18 protein-coding genes are annotated in these 19,548 nt (G+C 43.8%); all 18 read left to right on the top strand.

The window, feature by feature from the left end:
* Positions 1 to 9 precede the first annotated feature (9 nt).
* The 18 genes from RBQ60_RS07320 (at position 10) to msr(D) (ending at position 19,454) form a co-directional block, all read left to right on the top strand.
* Positions 10 to 570, top strand: coding sequence for a DUF4352 domain-containing protein (locus RBQ60_RS07320; RefSeq protein WP_154262390.1), 561 nt, complete (start codon positions 10 to 12; stop codon positions 568 to 570).
* A 22-nt stretch (positions 571 to 592) separates the two neighbouring features.
* Positions 593 to 2,587, top strand: a complete 1,995-nt coding sequence (locus RBQ60_RS07325) for a hypothetical protein (protein WP_154262386.1) — start codon at positions 593 to 595, stop codon at positions 2,585 to 2,587.
* Positions 2,588 to 2,631: 44 nt separating this feature from the next.
* Positions 2,632 to 3,336: a hypothetical protein gene (locus RBQ60_RS07330; protein WP_154262383.1), complete on the top strand. Its 705-nt coding sequence runs from the start codon at positions 2,632 to 2,634 to the stop codon at positions 3,334 to 3,336.
* 12 nt (positions 3,337 to 3,348) lie between these two features.
* The gene (locus tag RBQ60_RS07335; RefSeq protein ID WP_307885869.1) at positions 3,349 to 5,199 is read left to right on the top strand and encodes a zinc ribbon domain-containing protein; all 1,851 of its coding nucleotides are present in this window, start codon (positions 3,349 to 3,351) and stop codon (positions 5,197 to 5,199) included.
* Between the two features lie 16 nt (positions 5,200 to 5,215).
* Positions 5,216 to 6,544 (top strand): zinc-ribbon domain-containing protein, encoded by a 1,329-nt coding sequence (locus RBQ60_RS07340; RefSeq protein WP_307885870.1) that lies wholly within the window; start codon positions 5,216 to 5,218, stop codon positions 6,542 to 6,544.
* A gap of 14 nt (positions 6,545 to 6,558) precedes the next feature.
* Positions 6,559 to 6,921 (top strand): zinc-ribbon domain-containing protein, encoded by a 363-nt coding sequence (locus RBQ60_RS07345; RefSeq protein ID WP_154262377.1) that lies wholly within the window; start codon positions 6,559 to 6,561, stop codon positions 6,919 to 6,921.
* A gap of 419 nt (positions 6,922 to 7,340) precedes the next feature.
* Positions 7,341 to 7,808 (top strand): RNA polymerase sigma factor, encoded by a 468-nt coding sequence (locus RBQ60_RS07350; RefSeq protein WP_307885871.1) that lies wholly within the window; start codon positions 7,341 to 7,343, stop codon positions 7,806 to 7,808.
* Between the two features lie 326 nt (positions 7,809 to 8,134).
* Positions 8,135 to 8,461 carry a hypothetical protein gene (locus tag RBQ60_RS07355; protein ID WP_307885872.1) on the top strand — a complete coding sequence of 109 codons (327 nt, stop codon included), beginning with the start codon at positions 8,135 to 8,137 and terminating at the stop codon, positions 8,459 to 8,461.
* Entirely contained in the window at positions 8,458 to 8,670 is a 213-nt protein-coding gene (locus RBQ60_RS07360; protein ID WP_154262365.1) for an SHOCT domain-containing protein, read from the top strand. Before RBQ60_RS07355 ends, RBQ60_RS07360 begins: the two co-directional genes overlap by 4 nt.
* A gap of 79 nt (positions 8,671 to 8,749) precedes the next feature.
* On the top strand, positions 8,750 to 10,213 hold the full coding sequence (locus tag RBQ60_RS07365) for a recombinase family protein (RefSeq protein WP_307885873.1): 1,464 nt from the start codon (positions 8,750 to 8,752) through the stop codon (positions 10,211 to 10,213).
* A complete protein-coding gene (locus tag RBQ60_RS07370) occupies positions 10,155 to 11,018 on the top strand; it encodes a recombinase zinc beta ribbon domain-containing protein (RefSeq protein WP_307885874.1) in 864 nt (287 codons plus the stop codon). The genes RBQ60_RS07365 and RBQ60_RS07370 overlap by 59 nt, the downstream gene beginning before the upstream one ends.
* Complete coding sequence (locus RBQ60_RS07375) at positions 10,966 to 12,537, top strand: recombinase family protein (protein WP_331654258.1); 1,572 nt, start codon at positions 10,966 to 10,968, stop codon at positions 12,535 to 12,537. The genes RBQ60_RS07370 and RBQ60_RS07375 overlap by 53 nt, the downstream gene beginning before the upstream one ends.
* Positions 12,538 to 12,759: 222 nt before the next feature.
* Entirely contained in the window at positions 12,760 to 13,107 is a 348-nt protein-coding gene (locus tag RBQ60_RS07380; RefSeq protein WP_095142680.1) for a GIY-YIG nuclease family protein, read from the top strand.
* Positions 13,104 to 13,568 carry a DUF6530 family protein gene (locus tag RBQ60_RS07385; RefSeq protein WP_217810802.1) on the top strand — a complete coding sequence of 155 codons (465 nt, stop codon included), beginning with the start codon at positions 13,104 to 13,106 and terminating at the stop codon, positions 13,566 to 13,568. The genes RBQ60_RS07380 and RBQ60_RS07385 overlap by 4 nt, the downstream gene beginning before the upstream one ends.
* Positions 13,569 to 13,570: 2 nt before the next feature.
* Complete coding sequence (locus tag RBQ60_RS07390) at positions 13,571 to 15,610, top strand: AAA family ATPase (RefSeq protein ID WP_307885875.1); 2,040 nt, start codon at positions 13,571 to 13,573, stop codon at positions 15,608 to 15,610.
* 33 nt (positions 15,611 to 15,643) lie between these two features.
* On the top strand, positions 15,644 to 16,234 hold the full coding sequence (locus tag RBQ60_RS07395) for a helix-turn-helix domain-containing protein (protein ID WP_068759113.1): 591 nt from the start codon (positions 15,644 to 15,646) through the stop codon (positions 16,232 to 16,234).
* A gap of 418 nt (positions 16,235 to 16,652) precedes the next feature.
* Positions 16,653 to 17,870: a macrolide efflux MFS transporter Mef(A) gene (mef(A), locus tag RBQ60_RS07400; RefSeq protein ID WP_307885876.1), complete on the top strand. Its 1,218-nt coding sequence runs from the start codon at positions 16,653 to 16,655 to the stop codon at positions 17,868 to 17,870.
* A gap of 120 nt (positions 17,871 to 17,990) precedes the next feature.
* Entirely contained in the window at positions 17,991 to 19,454 is a 1,464-nt protein-coding gene (gene msr(D) / locus RBQ60_RS07405; protein ID WP_307885877.1) for an ABC-F type ribosomal protection protein Msr(D), read from the top strand.
* The last annotated feature ends 94 nt before the right edge of the window (positions 19,455 to 19,548 follow it).

Genomic DNA, 19,548 nt, shown 5'->3' on the forward strand with positions numbered 1-19,548 from the left:
GGTTTTCTTATGAAAAAAGCATTGATTATTATGTTGTCACTGACATTAGTATTGTCGCTCACCGCCTGCGGTGGAGGTGGAGGCGGTGAGACTTCTTCAGTAAGTCCCGCCCCTGCTGAATCGGGAAGTGCCCCTTCCAGTGAAGCGGAAGCGGATGAAATCAAGTATTACGGTATCGGCGATGCGGCAGCGGTCGACGGCATTGAGATTACAATCGACAAGATTGAAATTATTGACGATTTGAGCATTCTCCAGAAATATGCGGAGGAGTCCGTCTATGTCAAAGTTTATGCCACTGTAAAAAATATCTCTGATGAAATACAGTTTGCAAAGGATCCGCTGCTCTGCATCGTTCGAGACGGAGAGTACGACGCCGAGCTATCGGACGAGTCGCGCAACAGAGATGTATGGAATTTTGAAACCGAAGGAATGTATTTTGAGGAGGCGATCGACCCCGGTGAAACGAATAGCGGCTGGATGGTGTTCCAATTAAAACCGGACGAAAAAGAAATCATCATGAAATATAACGTCATGTACGATACCGTTAAATTTAAGCTTCCAATAGCCTAAGCGCGCAAAAGGAGATATCGTTATGAAACGAAAAATACTATCCTTCCTACTGGTAATCACCATGCTGCTGTCTTTGACGGCGGGGCTGTCAGGCTGCGGCTCTGGTAATCAGGCTAAGACTCCCGGCACACAGAAATCCGAAACCTTTACGGTGGAGGAAAACCAGACAGCCGTCACCTCGGCGGACGGCGCAGTAATGGACTTCGGCTGCCTGTTGGAGGCAGGTGAAGAGCTAATCATACAAAAGGTAACGCCCACTCCCGGCGACAGCGATGTTGACATCTATGCCTACGATTTCAAGCTTTCCTCTGGTCAACTCGAGGGAGTTGTCGAGCTTACGATACCCTATGACGACTGGGGGCTTAGTGCCGACGAGGAAATTCTGTCGGTCTGCGGCAAGTATCTAAACGAAGAAACAAAGCAATGGGAGGATGTCCTTTATACCGTGGACACAGAAACCAACAAGGTGCATATCCTCACCGACCATCTCTCCACCTACAGCGTGTTTACGATTAAAGACGAAGGAAAGCGCAGCGAATATATTTCCGATCTCAAGGCCTACGCCGCTTATATCTCTACAGCGAAGGCGGAGCGGCTACTGAAAAAATACGCCGAGCAGGGCGCATCGTGGCAGGAGGATATTGCGGCGGAATTTCTCAATGCAAACAACTCGCTGCCCATGTTCGCCGCAACAAATGTCCCCACGCTCCTATCCCTTGGCGGTGCCTATAACGAGCTGATCACCGATTCCTTTGGCGATGCGTTGACGGCTTTAGGCGTAACAACCTCCTGCGCACAGTTCGCATTCGATGCATACCAGAACGGCATGACCAGCAAGGAAACTGCCGTCGGCGGAATGAAAACCATGCTCAATCTCTGTTTGAATTTGGCAGGCTCCGGAGATTATCTGCTCAAGTCCTTTCAGGTGGCGTATGTGAGTGTGGGCGTAATCGACGTTGCGCTGACCGATGTGATGACCTTTGCCATCGCCACAAAGTACGAAAGCACCAAGGATATGTACGAAGCCTATTACAAAAGGGCAGAAAATAAGCGCAAAGCTACAGATTGGTATACGATCTTTGAAAAAATATACACAGATAACAAATCCAATCCCCAGGCAGCTATTGATAAAATGAAATCCGAGATCGACAGCTATGTAAACGAGTACTGGAATGTCGCCGCAAGCGACTGGGAGTCGTGGGTAGATGCTTATGATAAAAATGCCAAGATGTCCAAATACCCGTGGCCGTCCAAGGCAGATCAAGAAAAAATATCAAGTAACTATAAGGCGGAGCTTTATGATTACCTTGAAGTTGTGTTCCGCTCGCTGAGCCGTAAGATGTACTTTGATGTGCTTACGCAGCGGGAAGAGAACTATAAGTCCCTCATGGATCGTCTGAACACCGTCTATACCATTACAATTGCTGAGGAGGCGGTCAAGGACAAGGAGCCGAAATGGGCAAACTGCTATGTCAAGCTGGCGCCCCTGTCCGACAAAACCACCGCAGAGGCGTGGACAATCCAATTAGACGATAAGGCAAGCGGACAGATAAAATTCACATTGCTTGCGCACGAAACAGCAGGCTTCCCCATGAAACTGGAGTTCTTTGAAACCAAAGACGATTGGGAGAAGGGCAATGTGGCTGCCAGCACGAAATTAAAGCCCTTCAAGAATACCGAAAAAAACTTCACCATAAAAGCAGTCGCAGAAAAGGTGGACTATTCTGGAACCTATACAGGTGTCTTGTACGTTGCGGAAACAGGAAAAGAAATTGATGTGACCACCGTGGTCACCTTTGAAAAGGATTTTGGTGACGGCTCTTACTATAAAATTGTCTGCTCAAATGATGAAACCGGCAGCACCTATATCAACAACAGCTACTTTGTCAGGTGGTCCACAGGCGAGGCAAATATTGCGGGAGCAAAATTTGTATTCTCCGCAGACGGAATGTCGTTCAGCGCTTCCATGCGCGACCACAACGATAAAGAGTGGGGTTCCATGACCTGCCAGCGGTAAAAATGGGACACAGTAATTGGAGCAGACAGACTGGAGGTGTATCCATGAGAAGCAACATATCATCTACGGGCAGAGGTAAGAAAATCTTACCCGCAATACTTATTGCGGCCAATGTGATTATGCTGGTCGTCGGCATTTTCACTATACCGCCCAATCTGCGGGCAGAAGCAGAAAAGGAATCTTCTGTGCCGAGGGCGGAGCAAACTTCGCCCGTCACACCATCGCCGGAGGATGAAGCGCCGCCCGCGTCCGCAGAAAGCGGAGGTGTTCCATCGTCGGAGGAAACAGGTGTGAGCTTATCCACGGAGGAACGCCCCGATTTGGAGGACTTTCTCTGGTACACGGAGGACGTGGCTTACGACGGAGTTCCCTCCGACGCAAATATCATTGATAGCATCGGCTCGCTGACCGGGGGCTGGAAAGCGCTCATTATCTATGACACCGATAACGAATATGACGCGGGCGCTATGGAGTTTCTCAATATCGCCCTTGCGGGTACGCCGGAAAGCCTGAGCCTTACCCTCGACTGGTACAGCATTTTTTGGTCAAACGAGGGAGAGAGCTTCGATGAAACGGATATGGAGGACGGCGTATTTTTCGGCAAGTGGGAAAACGGGGGTCTGTGGGCGTCCGGTGCGGGAACAATACGCCTGAAGCAGTTTTATGAGCAAAATGGAAAGCAATACGCCGTCGGCACAATGGATACGCCAGACGGGATACCGGCGCTTGTAGCGCTGGTACGGCCATAAGGAGGTGCAGAGATGGGAAAATACTGTGTTAATTGCGGCAAGGAACTGCATACCGGCGCTCGCTTCTGCGCCAAATGCGGCGCGGCGGTGCTTGATGCGCCTGTGAATCCTGCTCCCGTGGCACCGCCGAAACCTACGCCGCCTATGCAGCCGATAGTCGAGGCACAGCCTCAAAAAAGCACCCTGCCCGCTGTGCCGCCAAAACGAAAAAACGCCGCAGCACCGAAGAAAAACGGCGGACGCAATACGCTGTGCATTGTGTTGTCCGTCCTGCTCTTAATACAGATCGCGGCGGTGGCGCTCTACGGCTGGCCGGGATTTATGGTGGGCGGTGGGTCGGGAAAAAGTCGAGACAGCGTCAGCGTGTTCCTACCCGCAGTAGCTGATGAGCGAGAAGCTTTGGAGCAGGCGGGTGCGATGGCAACACGGCTTTATATTATTGCTCGCCTTAAGACTGACGCTCTGACTGAATATGACCACGAAAGGGGCAGCATCGACGAGCTGAAGGTCATGACCGCCGAAGCGCTGGAGGCATGGAGACTGTGCGACTTGGCCAATACGAAGGCGGCAGAGCTGACAGATTATGCCGAAGGCTTTCACAATACGGAACAGACGCCCAAGGCAACGATGAGCAATACTGCCGCGAGGTCGGTGTCGGGAGGCTTGCTCATCACAACAGCCTACGCCGCCGAGGAAAATGCCGCTGTAAAATGGGCAAAAGACTTGACGGAGAAATACGACTCCTACCCCGCTGGGCAAAAGGTCAGACAACTGGCTGAAAATCTCGGCACAGATGCGAAAAAGGCCTATGCCCAGCTGCAAATGGCTCAGAACATCTTGACGGGAGAGGCATATTCAGCCGAGGGCGACACCATGCAAAACTTTGAAAACGCTGCTATGGCTACAAAAACAGTTTGCAAAACAGGCCTTTACATAGGAGGCGTGGTGGCGGGCGGCGGGGTTGCCAACGGTATTCTGGAGGCTGGCGGCATGGTCATAAGCGGAGTGGACACTATTGTTGATATAGCCTCCACCGGCAGCACAATCATCTGCGGCGAGAACAGCAGAGTAACAATGGCAGCAAATGATTTTAAGGATGTTATGGGCCCCATATCCGCCGTATCCGGCGGGGTCAATATCCTAACCGGCGGAATTAAATTTTCGGGTGAAGTGGCGGACAAAGTAGGAAACATCGATAAACTCTCCTACATCGGCGAGAGCCTGCACGATTTTGTGCGCGACGGCAAAATAATGGGCGGGCTTATCACCGTCGGTGAGAACGGAGAGACCAAGACTTCGATGACCGAGATAAGCACCGAGGGCAAGACTCCAGCGGAAATAGAAAAAGAGCTGGAGCAAACCGGTCTGTCCCTGCCGGATGGAGAGGATAAAACCTCTGCGGAGCTGGCGGAGGAGATGGAAGAGAAATACTACTATACTGAGGATGAGATAAACGAAATAATTGAGTATCTGCGAGAACTGCTTTATGAAATGTTCCTAAAGCCTGAGCAGGAATCGCCCGAAGCCATGCCGGAATCCCCGGAGCAGGTGGATGTACAGTGGTTCAACGGTCATTGGAACAGGCTCTATTCTGACGGCACGGACAGCGGCAACGAAAATTTTGATCTAAGCATCGAGATCATCGACAGCTTGAATTGTAATTATCGATTCAATTACGGCGGCAGTGCGACTACGACTTATCGTTCAACGTCCTATGTTTTTGACGCGAAGTCGGGACAATTGACCTTATTAGATACATTCGACGCGGGAGATGTAGTCCTGACCAGGTACGGAAAAGACGATGGCGACTATGGAAGAGAATATCTGCGCGCACTCTGGTCTGATTTTGTACGGGTAGATTGAAAAAGGGGAAAATACTATGGCAAAGAAGAAAACAAGCAAAAACATCCCACTGCCCATCCTTATCCTGATTTGCGCCGTGCTGCTGTTTGCCATGTATACCAGCGTCAGCACCATTGCGTTGGCAATTTGGGGCGATTCTGTCATGGGTACGGTGGACAGCTATCAGGCACGGCTGGACCATACCAACGCGGGGCCAAACCGCTCCCGCACAGTTTCCAAGGGCTATTGGTTTATGGCAAACGGCAAGGAATACCGGGGCTATGTGATATATGGCAGCGACGAGGCGTGGCCGAGCTTGGATGAAGGCGAAACACGCGACCAGCGCATCCGTTACCTTGGCTTTTTACCTTATGTGAATAAGCCCGCCATGCTGTGCGAATTTAGCGAGATGGGCGAAGTGGCAATTATTTACCACATTCTCGCCCCTATCGGTTATCTGCTTTTGCTGCTGCTCGTCATTCGCACAGCCAGACGCGGGAAAAAGAAGAAATTAGCGGCGAGGAAGCCCGCCGCTCCTCAAATTATTGAGCAAAGGAGTGATACGGATATGTTTTGTCCTAACTGTGGAAACAAGCTGTCGGAGGGCGCGGCTTTCTGTTCGAGCTGCGGCGCAAAAATACAAGCAAACGCCCCCGGTGTGTGTACGGTCTGCGGCGCAGAGTTGCCGGAGGGAGCCGAATTTTGCATTGGCTGCGGAGCGGCGATAAATCTGGCAACGCCGAAGCCGGTGGAGCCGCGTCAAACGGCAACACCTACGCCATCACTTGGCGGCGCGGGACTGGTCGGCTTTTCCGACAGGTGTAATTCACCCGAGATACTGGCCGCCGCGCAGAAAAACAAGAAATCCTCTATTGGCTGTATGTGGATACTGGTGTTCGTGCCGCTCATCGGCTTTCCCATCGCCGGTCTGTTGATTGACGAGATGCCCTTTGGGGAATCTCTTGTCATCGGCGTGGGCATCGCCATTGTCATGCTCATCGTCAACCTGCTGGCGCTATGGAGAACAAAGCAGCCAATGTGGGAGGGCGTGGTCGTAAATCAGTACAGCAAGGAGAAAAGCGAGCATAGAGGCGGCGAGGATGATAACTACAGAACCTATACGGAATATACCACGATCATTAACACCGATGCGGGCAAGAAAAAAACCATCGTGGAAAAGGACAGCGGTCGGCATATGTACGACTATCTCTCCGTTGGTGACAGGGTGCGGTATCACCCAAGATTCGGTACATACGAGAAATACGATAAATCCAAAGACCGCATCGTCTACTGTAACGTCTGCACTATGATGAACCCCATACAAAACGACCGCTGTAAGCGGTGCAATAACCTGTTATTCAAATAAGGAGGATCGCTGTAATGGAGAGATTTAACACCATGCAGGAGGCGGCGGAGCTTGCCGTCACACGCTGCACACACTGGAGTTTTGTAACTTCCAAAGACAGATACAATCTAAACGGCTTGCTGGCGCTGGCCGAAATGAGCGATAGTGAAGACCCCATAGACGAGGACAGTTTTTATGTGGTATCGCCCACCGGAGCCATCGGCTTATGCAACGATGGCGAGGACATTGACTGGCTGTTTCTGTCCGACGCTGCACCGGATGAGGATTTACCGCTGACATATACGGCTGCTCCGCAAATAAAGTTCTGTCCTCACTGCGGAGCTCCCGCCGTTTCAGGTGCGCGGTTTTGCGAAAAGTGCGGAAATCATTTAAGGTAAAGTTTTCATGCTAGTAAGGTTGTTGTTATATTTGAAAGGCTCCTTATTTATGGAGTAACAATAATAAAAATCACAAAAAGCAGTGCCGGTGCTTGAAAATCAAGTTGCTGGCACTGCTTTTTTATACGGTGCAATTTCTCAATAAAATGAGGGATTATGACAGCCATCTTCGGATGAGTGCAAAGGGCAGGAATAGCTCCTCTAAGGAGGTGTTTGCATGCCCTGTCCAAATTGTCCCCCAAGGATAGAAACAGAACAATTTCATAGAGATATAAAAAGCGTCATAACTTCTATCAGCGAAGTTGTGACGCTTTTTCGCATATACATAGTAACTATGCAGAGCGACATATATTGCTGTCGTTCTCCTCCGCTTCTGACATTTTGACAAGAAATCAAAATTCAGAAAACGGAGGAAAATTATGTTTGATAACACAAATCCATATAAACTACGCATAGAGATAATACTGGATCAAAAGCACTACTATGCATCCTTTCAGAATGCGGAAAATCAGATGGTGGAAATTGAGATTGCCCCAACGGTGGCAGATTGGCTGTTTCAGAAATTTGTCCGCAAGGAACGCAATCTCAGACGATCCGATGAGCGAAACTTGGAGTATTCGGAAGTAACTGAGCAGACTTTGCACGCGAGAGTACTCAATAGACCAAAATCCTTGGAGGAAATTGCTCTGGAACGGCTGCAGAATGAAATGCTGTGGAAAGCCATCAATGTGTTGCCAAAGGTTCAGAGAAGAAGGTTGATTTTATACTACTTTGAGAACTTTACTTACGAGCAAATCGCCAAGATAGAGGGGTGTTCAGCAAGGGCAGTTAAATATAGCGTAGATAGTGCAAAAGCCAATTTGAAAAATTTTATTGAAAAAAATTAAAAAACACACTTCAAAAATCGCTTAGAAGTGTGGAAACAGGTGAAGGGATATATTCTCTTCCCTGTTTTCTTTTGAAAGCAGGATTGTTCTTTGAAAATTTTATATCCGATTTCATAAATACATTAGTTGATGAGCCAGAAACGGACAAGCAACATAGGTAGGAGCGCCAAGACCACCTGTAGGAAAAAAGATGAAATGCGAAGTCACTTACAATATTTAAAGTTCGTTCAGACTTCTTTCTTTCCTATCAAAGCGGCCAACAGGGATTTCCAAATCTCAAAGGTGCATAGCGGTACCCTCCTGACCTTAAAACAATTCACGGCGGATTGTTTGCCAAAACCACATCAGCCTACAATGATACTTCTGCCCAGCCACAGACACAAGCAATGGGGGCAGCCGGTGGAGATCCCAGCGGAGGTGAAAGTCCTATGACGAAAGCCAGCCACTTTCGGTTTATGAAATCGCCATTAGCACTTGGGAAGTTGTGTCGAATTAAGTGCAGAAGAAAAATCTTAATGTTAGAAGCAATGGGGATTGCTCTAAACTATTTCCCTTCACAGTTATTATGGGTGCAGGGCAAAAACGAAAAGAGCAGTCCCTATTTTTGTGATATTAAGAAAATAAAGTGTATTGGATTGGAGGGGTTATTATGAGTTTAGATATTATGAAAATAGGTGCAGATATTGCCGAGGAACACCGAATGGATATGGTGCAGTCAGCAAAAGAAGTGGAATATAAAATGTCGCTAAAATTGCTTGAGATACTGAAACGCAGAGGGATTGTATCTGATGTTGAATATGCACAAATTGATGCACTAAATCGCCAATCCTTCTCTCCGGCACTTCAAAAAGTATATGTGTAAAAACACTAGCTATATAGCAAAGCTTGTGGTATTGTGTGTTACTAACAGAGGGGTATCCTCTGGGAAAGGAGGACATCCGATGATAAAAAAAGTGAAAACCATTGAACCAATCAGGCAAAAGGTTCTTGGAGAACTACGGCCGAAGAAAAAGGTATGTGCCTATTGCCGAGTCAGTACCGATTCAGCAAAGCAGCATACATCCTATGTGGCACAGACAGAATATTATCAGCAGTATATTCAAGGTCGAGAAGATTGGGAGTATGTCGGCATTTTTGCGGACGAAGCGAAAACGGCAACCAAGGTGAAAAATCGTGATGAATTTTTACGGATGATAAAGGAATGCGAAAAAGGTAATATCGATATGATTATCACCAAATCCGTCACAAGGTTTGCCAGAAATACGGTAGACAGTATAGAAACCATCCGAAAGCTGAAAGCACTTGGCATAGCGGTATTTTTTGAAAAGGAAAATATCAATACCATGTCAGAGCAGAGTGAGCAAATGCTGACCATTTTAAGCTCCATCGCACAGGGCGAATCGGAAAGTATTTCTACCAATAACCGCTGGGGCATCCAAAAACGCTTCCAAGATGGCAGCTTTAATATCGGATGTGTGGCATATGGATACACCAAGGATGAAGATGGCGAGCTTATCATAAAAGAGGATGAAGCAGAAATCATACGCAGGATTTTCAATGAATATCTCGCAGGAAAAGGTAGTTACACCATTGCAAAAGAATTAAACCGTGATAACATTCCCACCATCCGCAATGCACAAAAATGGAATGACAGCGTGGTAAAGGAGCTTTTGCAAAATCCCATCTATGAGGGTGAGCTGCTTATGCAGAAAACCTATACGACAGAGGTACTTCCCTTTACCAAAAAGCGAAATAATGGCGAACTGCCAATGTATTCTATCAAAGAAAACCACCCAGCAATTATCACACAGCAGCAGGCAGAAAGAGTGCGAGAAATCTATGCCTACCGCAGAATACAGATGGGCGTGGATGATAGCGGAAAATATCAAAATCGCTATGAATTCAGCAGCAAAATTATCTGCAAAGAATGCGGCGGAATATTTCGCAGGCAAAAAATTTATATCGGCAAACCCTACGAGAAAATACAATGGTCTTGTATTACTCACATTGAGAACATCAAAAAGTGCAAAATGAAAGCAGTGAGAGAGGACATTATCAAGAATGCCTATCTTACCATGTGGAATAAGCTGGTCAGCAACTACAGCGAAATCCTCTATCCCCTTTTGGAATCACTAAAAAGTCTCAGAACCAGCCAAGAGCAGGAAGTGCAGATTTTTGAGCTGAATAATAAAATAACGGAATTAACAGAGCAGAGTCGTATCCTAAGCAGAGTTGTGCAAAAGGGATATATAGACTCTGCTATTTTTATGGAACAGCAAAATACTCTGAATGTCCAAATCGAAGAATACAAGAAACGGCGAAATGCCTTGCTTGATGATAACGGATATGAAAAAACTTGCCATCTCAAAAGAGCTGAAAGAAAACAATGTACCCAATGCCAATAATAAAACCAACTGGACGCATGGGGCAGTAGGGAAAATTCTGCAGAATACCAAGTACATGGGTGATGACCTGTATCCCCCACTTATCTCCAAGGAATTATTCCATCAGGCACAGGAAAAACGACAGCAAAAAACAGCACAGTTAGGGAGAATGGCACAGCTTAACAGCATGAATAACCACCATGCTCTTACAAACAGGATATTTTGCGGAGAGTGCGGAGAGCCGTACCGCAAATATGTGGAACATTGTGGCAAGCCCCAGGAAAAGGTACGCTGGAAATGTAAAAAGTATATTTATAATAACAGAGTTGTATGCAGAAATCTTTTCTATACTGAGGATGAAATAGAGGCTGTTATTACATCGGCAATCAATAAACTGCTTCAAAAAAGAAATCTGCTGGACAATCCCTATCGAAAAGAACCTCTGAAAAAGGATATGGAGCTAAGAGAGGTAGACCTGCAAATTGCAGACTTGGAGGAACAAGAACAGTTTTCCTCGCCAGACCTTGCATCGCTTATCTTCAAACGAGCAGAGCTTACCTACAAAGCCTCAAAAATCGAGGATTACCAATATGCCACTCAAAGGATTAGGGAGACCATAGAAGGCATTCCTGAACCGACAGATTTTAATGAAGAACTGATGGTGCAGATTATCAAGAAAATCACCATCTACAAAGATGGAAAAATAGAAACAGAATTTATCAATGGACTGAAATTCAGTGAAATCTTAGAATATAAACGAAAGGATGAGCCTAATGGCAGTACAGAAAAAGAATGTGGCGATTATACCGCCGCAAATGAAATATGATAAACAGCTTCGAGTAGAGCAGAAAACCTTGCGTGTAGCCGCCTACTGCCGAGTAAGCACCTTGCTTGAGCAGCAGGAGGGCAGCTACGAAGCTCAGGTAGATTACTATACCAATAAAATAAACAGCAACCCCAATTGGAAGTGTGCTGGTATATTCGCTGACGATGGCAAAAGTGCCACGCAGACAAATAAGCGAGATGACTTCAATGCCATGATAGATGCCTGCCTTGCAGGTAAAATAGACTTAGTCCTTACCAAATCGGTCAGCAGATTCGCAAGGAACACTGTAGATGCCTTACAGAATATCCGAAAGCTAAAAGAAAAAAGCATCCCCGTCATCTTCGAAAAAGAGGGCGTGAATACAATGGAAAGCGGCGGCGAGCTACTCATTACCATTCTAAGCAGCCAGGCACAAGAGGAAAGCCGCAACATCAGCGAGAATACCAGATGGGGGTTAACAAGAAGATTTGAAAATGGTCAGATATCTGTCAACCACAAGAAATTTTTAGGCTACACCAAAGACGAGGACGGCAACCTTGTGGTAGTGCCGGAAGAAGCGGTCATCGTCAAGCGGATTTTTCGAGAATATCTTGAGGGCAGCAGCATTATCAATATCGCCCGAGGACTACAGCGAGATGGCATTAAAACAGTAACAGGGCTTGACCACTGGCACCCAGGAACCATAGATAAAATGCTCTCAAATGAAAAGTATATTGGTGATGCCCTTCTACAAAAAACATATACAGTTGATTTCCTTTCTAAAAAGCGAGTAAAGAATAATGGCATTGTTCCCCAGTATTACGTAGAAAACAGCCATGAGCCTATCATTCCACGTGAACTTTTTATGCAAGTTCAAGAAGAGATGGTTCGAAGAGCAAATCTTCGCAGCGGCAAGGGTGGTAGAAAGCGAGTTTACAGCAGTAAGTATGCTTTATCGAGTATTGTTTACTGCGGAAACTGCGGCGATATTTACCGACGGGTGCATTGGAATAACCGAGGTTACAAGTCAATCGTTTGGAGATGCGTTAGTCGATTGGAGGAAAAAGGATCTGAATGTACTGCACCTACCATAAACGAGGAAACATTACAGGCAGCAGTGGTTAAGGCTATTAATGAACTTTTGGCTAACAAAGAACCCTTCCTATCAGTGTTACAGAAAAACATAGCTACCGTCCTTAATGAAGAAAATGATAATACCACCGATGATATAGATAGAAATTTGGAAGAGTTACAACAACAGCTCCTTATACAAGCAAAATCAAAGAATGATTATGAAGATGTGGCTGATGAAATTTATCGACTTCGGGAATTAAAGCAAAATGCACTAGTAGAGAAAGCAGAGCGAGAAGGAAAAAGGCAACGACTCGCTGAAATGACTGATTTCTTGAATGAGCAATCCTGCGAGTTAGAGGAGTATGACGAGCAATTAGTAAGGTGGCTTATTGAAAGGGTTACGGTGCATGATGACAGAATTGAGGTGGAATTTAAGTCAAGTATTGCAATAGATATAGAAAATTAAATATAAGACTTGCCGCTGATTTAGGGAAATAGCTCTTGATTGGCGGCTTTTCGTTTTTATAATACTTATGTCATACAGGAAATTGAAAAAACTTAACGGCAAGTTGCACAAGCTACTATTTTTTATAAAATACTGTCTATTGGATAATTCTGGATTCATGTAGTCTACGGAGCGTGGATTATATTTTGAGATACATTGTTTTATACTAGAGTCGAGGTGAAAATGATGGATACAAAAAGAAAAAAAGAGCTTTTAGAAGCCTATAAAAACAGACATCCTGAAATGGGAGTAATATCTTACCGTTGTAAAGAAACTGGCGAGGTATTTTTGGGTATCTCCAAAGATACAAAATCAGACTTTAACAGCACTAATATGAAATTGGCAGCCAACTGGCATCCTAATAAACGATTACAGGAACTCTGGAACAAATATGGCTCGGAAGGCTTTGAACTATCAGTTATTAAAGTGTTAAAGTATGATGACCCACATGAAGATCATACAGCAAAATTAGAAAGTTTGAGAGAACAGTGTCTCGCTGCTGATCCAAATGCAAGGAGGATATGGCGATGAATGAAAAAGTTGTTATGGTGTCAAATGATTATGACCGTATAGATGGCAGAAATGCTTATCAATCTGACATCAAATGTTTAACGTTAGGTGCGCCTATGCGGGAAGAAAATAAAAAAATGCAGATTGCCGCACAGATTTGGAAAAATGATAAAGATGGTGAATTGATTTTGGCCCAGGAGCTGCCCATCCATCAAATATTTGATTTGATGATTTTTTTGTCCAGGACATTGCTTTACTTCAAGGAGGCTTACCGACTCCCCCTTTTATATGACCCGGAAAAACCCACAGTGGAACGAGTTGGAGTACAAGGTGGGGTATTACCAGTAGAAGTGTGTGTAGACAATCAAAATATCAATGAGGACATCAAAGCATTTGCCCAAAGTTTAAATGATTTAGGAGAAATAATTGGAGAACGCAGGCGAGTGCTTAGCCGCATACTAGAAGAGTTGGAGTGTTACTAACAATGAAAAAGACTTGTATTTTGTCACCGGACAGGCAGCTGACTGAAGAGGAACAGTCGCTTGTCTGGAAAAAGCCGCCTTCACATATTGAAAGTGAAGCAGAAAAACGAATATATGAAGAGATCGTACGAAATTGGAATTGCGGTGAAATGAAAATTAGCACCATTTTGCTGGAAGGGGATGCTGGTTCGGGAAAAACCGAGATTGCCAAAGCTTTATCTGCTGATTTTAACCTGCCTTATACGAAAGTAACCTGTTTTGCAGATATGGATAAATCCGATGTCCTGGGTGCGATTCTTCCGGTGCTGTCAGAAGAAGATGGTCATTCTGATAAGGTTGAATATCGCTATTATCCTTCTGAGATTGTTCGTGCATATGAAAATGGATGGCTCTTGGAGATTCAGGAACCGACAGTGATTCGGGATGCTGCTGTTTTAATGGCGCTAAATTCCGCATTAGAACCAGATGGCAGTCTAAACTTGCCAACTCGTATCGCGCATCGTCACCCTGATTTTATTGCGGTTATCACAACAAACCGCGGTTACAATGGCTTCCGGCCCTTAAATGAAGCTTTGCGAGATCGAGTGCAGCATGCAGAAAAACTAGATTTACCGCCTAAAGAAGTGATGATGGAGCGGGTTAAAGCTAAGACCGGTTATGAATCTGAACCTGTACTATCTCTTTTAGCTGAAACGATTATGGTGCTGGATGAGACAGCCCGCGCCAATGCCATTAAAGGTGTGGCCGGTATGCGTTCTTATATCTTTTGGGTGGATGCCGTTCAAAGTGGTGCCTCAATCCAAAAAAGTTTATATTATAAGGTGTTATACAAAATCACGACCGATCCGCAGGAGCTTGTTATTTTAGAGCAGGCACTGGCTAGTCATGGCTTGACAGAAAAGCTTGAGGAAATGGATCACATCTGTCAATCGCAAAAAGACGGAGAAAATCCTGAAGTAATGGAACTTAATATTACCGAAAACGGAGAATTCTCGGCCAAGACAGATCAAGCTGATAAAAATGCAGTGCGTCTGAGAAAATCAGAAGACAGTGAGGGGCATTCTGATACGAGCAGTGATAAAAATACTGATATTTCAAGCAATGATAATGGAGAAAATGGCACTCCATTCTATCATGAGCTCGATAAATCAGATACAACCGAATTACAAAAAAAAGAATTTCGTAAACAGTTGAACAGGGAAGCACGGCAAAGTGTTCAAGGAAGTGTCCATGAAGATATTAAGTTGATTGTCCATCGTCCGGAAGTTACCTACCAGAACAGGGAAGAGTATAACCGTATGATGACAACTTTGATGCCAGTTATTCGGGAATTAATCAGAAAAACAAATCCGCTGTTGGAGCATGAATTATCTGCTGAATTCGCGAAATCGAGGTTGTATGGCACAAAATTTTGTGCGGATCAGGTTGCCTCTATGGATTTTCGCACATTTGCCCGCAAGCGTCCGCCTGAGGAAGAACCCTCTATTGCGGTTGCTCTCAGGATTGATGAATCGGCTTCGATGTCAGCCTTTGGCCGATTAGAAGCTGCAAAGCAAGCTGCTGTTGCCTTGTATGAATTTTGCACAAGATGCGGTATTCCAATCATGGTCTACGGGGATACAGCAGACCGCTCCAAGCTTGAGCAAATGTCCATCCATGCCTATGTAGACTTTGAAAGCAAAGATGCAGATGAAAAATATGCTCTTATGAACATTCAGGCTCGCAGCAACAATCGGGATGGCATGGCATTGCGCATTATTTCCGATAGATTGCTTAATGCGCCCCAAAAATCCAAATTAATAATCAGCATCAGTGACGGGCAGCCTAAGGCTATGCCTGATTATTCAGGTGAAAAGGCAGCGTATGATATGAAAGATACTTTGCAGGAATTTAGGCGAAAAGGCATCCAGTTCCTAGCTGCAGCCATTGGACAGGATAAGGAGGCCATCCGAGAACTTTACGGTGCTGAAAACACACTGGATATAACCGATTTGAAGCAGCTTCCAGCAAGGTTGGTACAAATAATCGCAAGGTTCATGTAGTATGATATACTAAAGAGAAATGGAGGTGGTGGCATGGACTGTGTGAAAATAGGCAATTTAATTGCCAAGCTACGAAAGGAAAAAAAACTTACCCAGAGAAATATTGCAGATGCACTGGGTATTCAAAATAAAACTGTTTCAAAATGGGAATGTGGTTTAGGATGTCCTGACCTATCGCTGTGGCCAGAACTATCTACTATTTTGGGTGTTGATATGAAACAGATGATGGAGGGTGAAATCACATCAAATAAGCCGGATAGCGGCAATATTGATAAAGTACGTTTTTACGTCTGTCCTTCCTGTGGAAATATTTTGGTGAGCACAGGAAGTGCCTCTATCTTCTGCTGCGGAAGAAAGTTAGAACGTATCTTGCCTACTGTTGCAACTATTGCACCAAAAATCACGGTAGAGGAAATAGATACTGATTACTTTGTCACTTTTGACCATCCAATGACCAAAGATCATTATCTTTCTTTTGTGGCCTGTGTTAAAAGTGACAGAGTATTTCTAAATCGCTTGTACCCAGAACAAAGTCCAACTTGTAGGTTTCCTATAACTACCGGTGGCAAACTATTTGTTTATTGTATTAAGCATGGCTTATCGGTATATTCAGGTAATCTATAATTAAATCAATATTATCTTCCTGAGATGTATATGTTTGTTGTACTGTCCGTGGCTTTTTTCAATTTTAAACGTTGTTTAAAACAACTTATTGTGTTAAAATATATGCTGATACGAATAAGAGTTTAGGAGGAACCGAAACTATGACAGCCTCAATGCGTTTAAGATAAGCTGGCAATAAAAAAAAGCAGAATCTATCCCCGATGATAGGCTTTTTTGTTGTGCTTATTTATACGATATTGAGCATTCATTAGTTACGGTGAGATATAAGTTATTTAACTATGTCTTTAATATGAATGTTTCCAAATTGTATGTATGCAGACCAAAAGCCACATTGTGGATTTAGGCCTGCATTTTTTATTGCCTAGAATGCTATTCAAAATAGAAATTCAAGCAAAATAATATGCAGGAGATAATATAAATGGAAAAATACAACAATTGGAAACTTAAGTTTTATACAATATGGGCAGGGCAGGCAGTATCATTAATCACTAGTGCCATCCTGCAAATGGCGATCATTTTTTACCTTACAGAGAAAACAGGATCTGCGATGGTCTTGTCTATGGCTTCACTAGTAGGTTTTTTACCCTATGCGGTCTTTGGACCAGCCATTGGTGTATTAGTGGATCGTCATGATAGGAAGAAGATAATGATTGGTGCTGATTTAATTATCGCAGCAGCTGGGGCCGTGCTAGCTATTGTTGCATTGTATATGGAGTTACCTATCTGGATGGTTATGGTAGTATTGTTTATCCGTAGCATTGGAACAGCTTTTCATACCCCGGCTATCAATGCGGTTACGCCACTTTTAGTACCAGAAGAACAGCTTGCGAAATGTGCAGGCTATAGTCAGTCTTTGCAGTCTATAAGCTATATTGTTAGTCCGGCGGTTGCAGCACTCTTATACTCCGTTTGGGAACTAAATGCTATTATCGCCATCGATGTATTGGGTGCTGTGATTGCATCTATTACGGTAGCAATTATACGTATTCCTAAGCTGGGTGATCAAGTGCAAAGTTTGAAACCAAATTTCATAAGAGAAATGAAAGAAGGAATGGTTGTACTACGGCAAAATAAAGGATTATTTGCTTTATTACTCGTTGGAACATTATATATGTTTGTTTATATGCCCATAAATGCATTATATCCTTTAATCACTATGGAATATTTTAATGGTACACCGATGCATATTTCTATTACGGAGATTGCTTATGCCTCTGGTATGTTGATAGGGGGTCTATTATTAGGGTTATTTGGGAATTACCAAAAGCGAATCTTATTAATAACGGCATCAATTTTTATGATGGGGATAAGCTTAACCATTTCAGGATTACTTCCTCAAAGTGGATTTTTCATATTTGTAGTCTGCTGTGCAATAATGGGGCTTTCGGTTCCATTTTACAGCGGTGTGCAAACAGCTCTTTTTCAGGAGAAAATTAACCCTGAATATTTAGGACGTGTATTTTCTTTAACTGGAAGTATCATGTCTCTTGCTATGCCAATTGGGTTAATTCTTTCTGGATTCTTTGCTGATAGAATCGGTGTAAATCATTGGTTTTTACTATCAGGTATTTTAATTATTTGCATTGCAATAGTTTGCCCAATGATAACTGAGATTAGAAAATTAGATTTAAAATAAACAATATTGGAGGGATATTTATGTATCTTATTTTCATGTAATTCTTCCTGCTTAAATCGCAGGGTTTTCCCTGCGTACAAGCAAATGAAAACATGCGATTATAGACAGGAGGAAAATGTTATGGAATTGATATTAAAAGCAAAAGACATTCGTGTGGAATTTAAAGGACGCGATGTTTTAGATATAGATAATTTAGAAGTATATGATTATGACCGTATTGGTTTAGTAGGAGCAAATGGTGCAGGAAAAAGCACTTTATTCAAGGTGCTTTTAGGCGAATTAACTCCTCCAGGATGTAAAATGAATCGTCTGGGTGAACTTGCCTATATCCCTCAGTTGGACGAAGTAACCGTGCAGGAGGAAAAAGATTTTGCACTTGTAGGCAAGCTTGGTGTTAAGCAATTAGATATACAAACCATGAGCGGCGGTGAAGAAACAAGGCTTAAAATAGCACAAGCTTTATCGGCACAGGTTCATGGTATTTTAGCGGATGAACCTACGAGTCATTTAGACCGTGAAGGAATTGATTTTCTAGTCGGGCAGCTAAAATATTTTACAGGTGCACTGTTAGTTATTAGCCATGACCGCTATTTTCTTGATGAGGTAGTAGATAAAATATGGGAACTGAAAGATGGCAAAATCACTGAGTATTGGGGAAACTATTCTGATTATCTTCGCCAGAAAGAGGAAGAACGCAAGAGCCAGGCTGCAGAATTCGAACAATTTATTGCGGAACGTGGCCAATTGGAAAGGGCTGCGGAGGAAAAGCGGAAGCAGGCCCGAAAAATAGAGCAGAAGGCAAAAGGTGCTTCAAAGAAAAAAAGTACTGAAGGCGGAGGGCGTTTAGCTCATCAAAAATCAATAGGAAGTAAGGCAAAAAAGATGCATAATGCCGCTAAATCTCTAGAACATAGGATTGCGGCGTTAGGAAATGTAGAAGCACCAGAAGACATTCGCAGGATTCGTTTCAGACAAAGTAAAGCATTGGAGCTTCACAATCCATATCCTATTGCCGGTACGGAAATTACTAAAATATTTGGGGATAAGGTACTGTTTGAAAATGCATCTTTTCAAATTCCGCTTGGAGCAAAAGTGGCTCTAACTGGTGGGAATGGAACAGGAAAAACAACTTTAATCCAAATGATCTTAAACTATGAAGATGGAATTTCTATTTCACCTAAGGCAAAAATAGGTTACTTTGCACAAAATAGTTATAAGTACAACGGTAATCAGAAAGTCCTAGAGTTTATGCAGGAGGATTGTGATTACAATGTTTCAGAAATTCGTTCAGTGCTAGCATCCATGGGGGTGAAACAGAATGATATTGGAAAAAGCTTATCTGTTTTAAGCGGCGGAGAAATTATTAAATTATTGCTAGCTAAAATGCTTATGGGTAGATATAACATCTTACTAATGGATGAACCGAGCAACTTCCTTGACATACCAAGCTTAGAGGCTTTGGAAATACTAATGAAGGAGTATGCCGGAACTATAGTGTTTATCACCCATGACAATCGGCTGCTTGATAATGTGGCTGATGTGATTTATGAAATCAAAGATAAGAAATTAAACTTAGTCCGATAATTATTTTACTTTTCGTATTTGACAGATCGTAAGTAGGCCAGTGAAAGAGGTTATTGATTTTATCTAAACGTTAAGTAGGTTAGACCTCTAATCA

It is taken from the genome of Anaerotignum sp. MB30-C6 (assembly GCF_030908465.1).
Taxonomy (GTDB): Bacteria; Bacillota; Clostridia; order Lachnospirales; family Anaerotignaceae; genus Chakrabartyella.

What these genes read in the sequence shown, in the direction of transcription:
- RBQ60_RS07375 (WP_331654258.1), top strand. Translation starts at nt 10,966, where the DNA reads ATGGCAGTACAGAAAAAGAATGTGGCGATTATACCGCCGCAAATGAAA.
- RBQ60_RS07370 (WP_307885874.1), top strand. Translation starts at nt 10,155, where the DNA reads ATGAAAAAACTTGCCATCTCAAAAGAGCTGAAAGAAAACAATGTACCC.
- RBQ60_RS07330 (WP_154262383.1), top strand. Translation starts at nt 2,632, where the DNA reads ATGAGAAGCAACATATCATCTACGGGCAGAGGTAAGAAAATCTTACCC.
- RBQ60_RS07385 (WP_217810802.1), top strand. Translation starts at nt 13,104, where the DNA reads ATGAATGAAAAAGTTGTTATGGTGTCAAATGATTATGACCGTATAGAT.
- RBQ60_RS07365 (WP_307885873.1), top strand. Translation starts at nt 8,750, where the DNA reads ATGATAAAAAAAGTGAAAACCATTGAACCAATCAGGCAAAAGGTTCTT.
- RBQ60_RS07340 (WP_307885870.1), top strand. Translation starts at nt 5,216, where the DNA reads ATGGCAAAGAAGAAAACAAGCAAAAACATCCCACTGCCCATCCTTATC.
- RBQ60_RS07360 (WP_154262365.1), top strand. Translation starts at nt 8,458, where the DNA reads ATGAGTTTAGATATTATGAAAATAGGTGCAGATATTGCCGAGGAACAC.
- RBQ60_RS07390 (WP_307885875.1), top strand. Translation starts at nt 13,571, where the DNA reads ATGAAAAAGACTTGTATTTTGTCACCGGACAGGCAGCTGACTGAAGAG.
- RBQ60_RS07350 (WP_307885871.1), top strand. Translation starts at nt 7,341, where the DNA reads ATGTTTGATAACACAAATCCATATAAACTACGCATAGAGATAATACTG.
- RBQ60_RS07320 (WP_154262390.1), top strand. Translation starts at nt 10, where the DNA reads ATGAAAAAAGCATTGATTATTATGTTGTCACTGACATTAGTATTGTCG.
- RBQ60_RS07335 (WP_307885869.1), top strand. Translation starts at nt 3,349, where the DNA reads ATGGGAAAATACTGTGTTAATTGCGGCAAGGAACTGCATACCGGCGCT.
- RBQ60_RS07380 (WP_095142680.1), top strand. Translation starts at nt 12,760, where the DNA reads ATGATGGATACAAAAAGAAAAAAAGAGCTTTTAGAAGCCTATAAAAAC.
- RBQ60_RS07395 (WP_068759113.1), top strand. Translation starts at nt 15,644, where the DNA reads ATGGACTGTGTGAAAATAGGCAATTTAATTGCCAAGCTACGAAAGGAA.
- RBQ60_RS07345 (WP_154262377.1), top strand. Translation starts at nt 6,559, where the DNA reads ATGGAGAGATTTAACACCATGCAGGAGGCGGCGGAGCTTGCCGTCACA.
- RBQ60_RS07325 (WP_154262386.1), top strand. Translation starts at nt 593, where the DNA reads ATGAAACGAAAAATACTATCCTTCCTACTGGTAATCACCATGCTGCTG.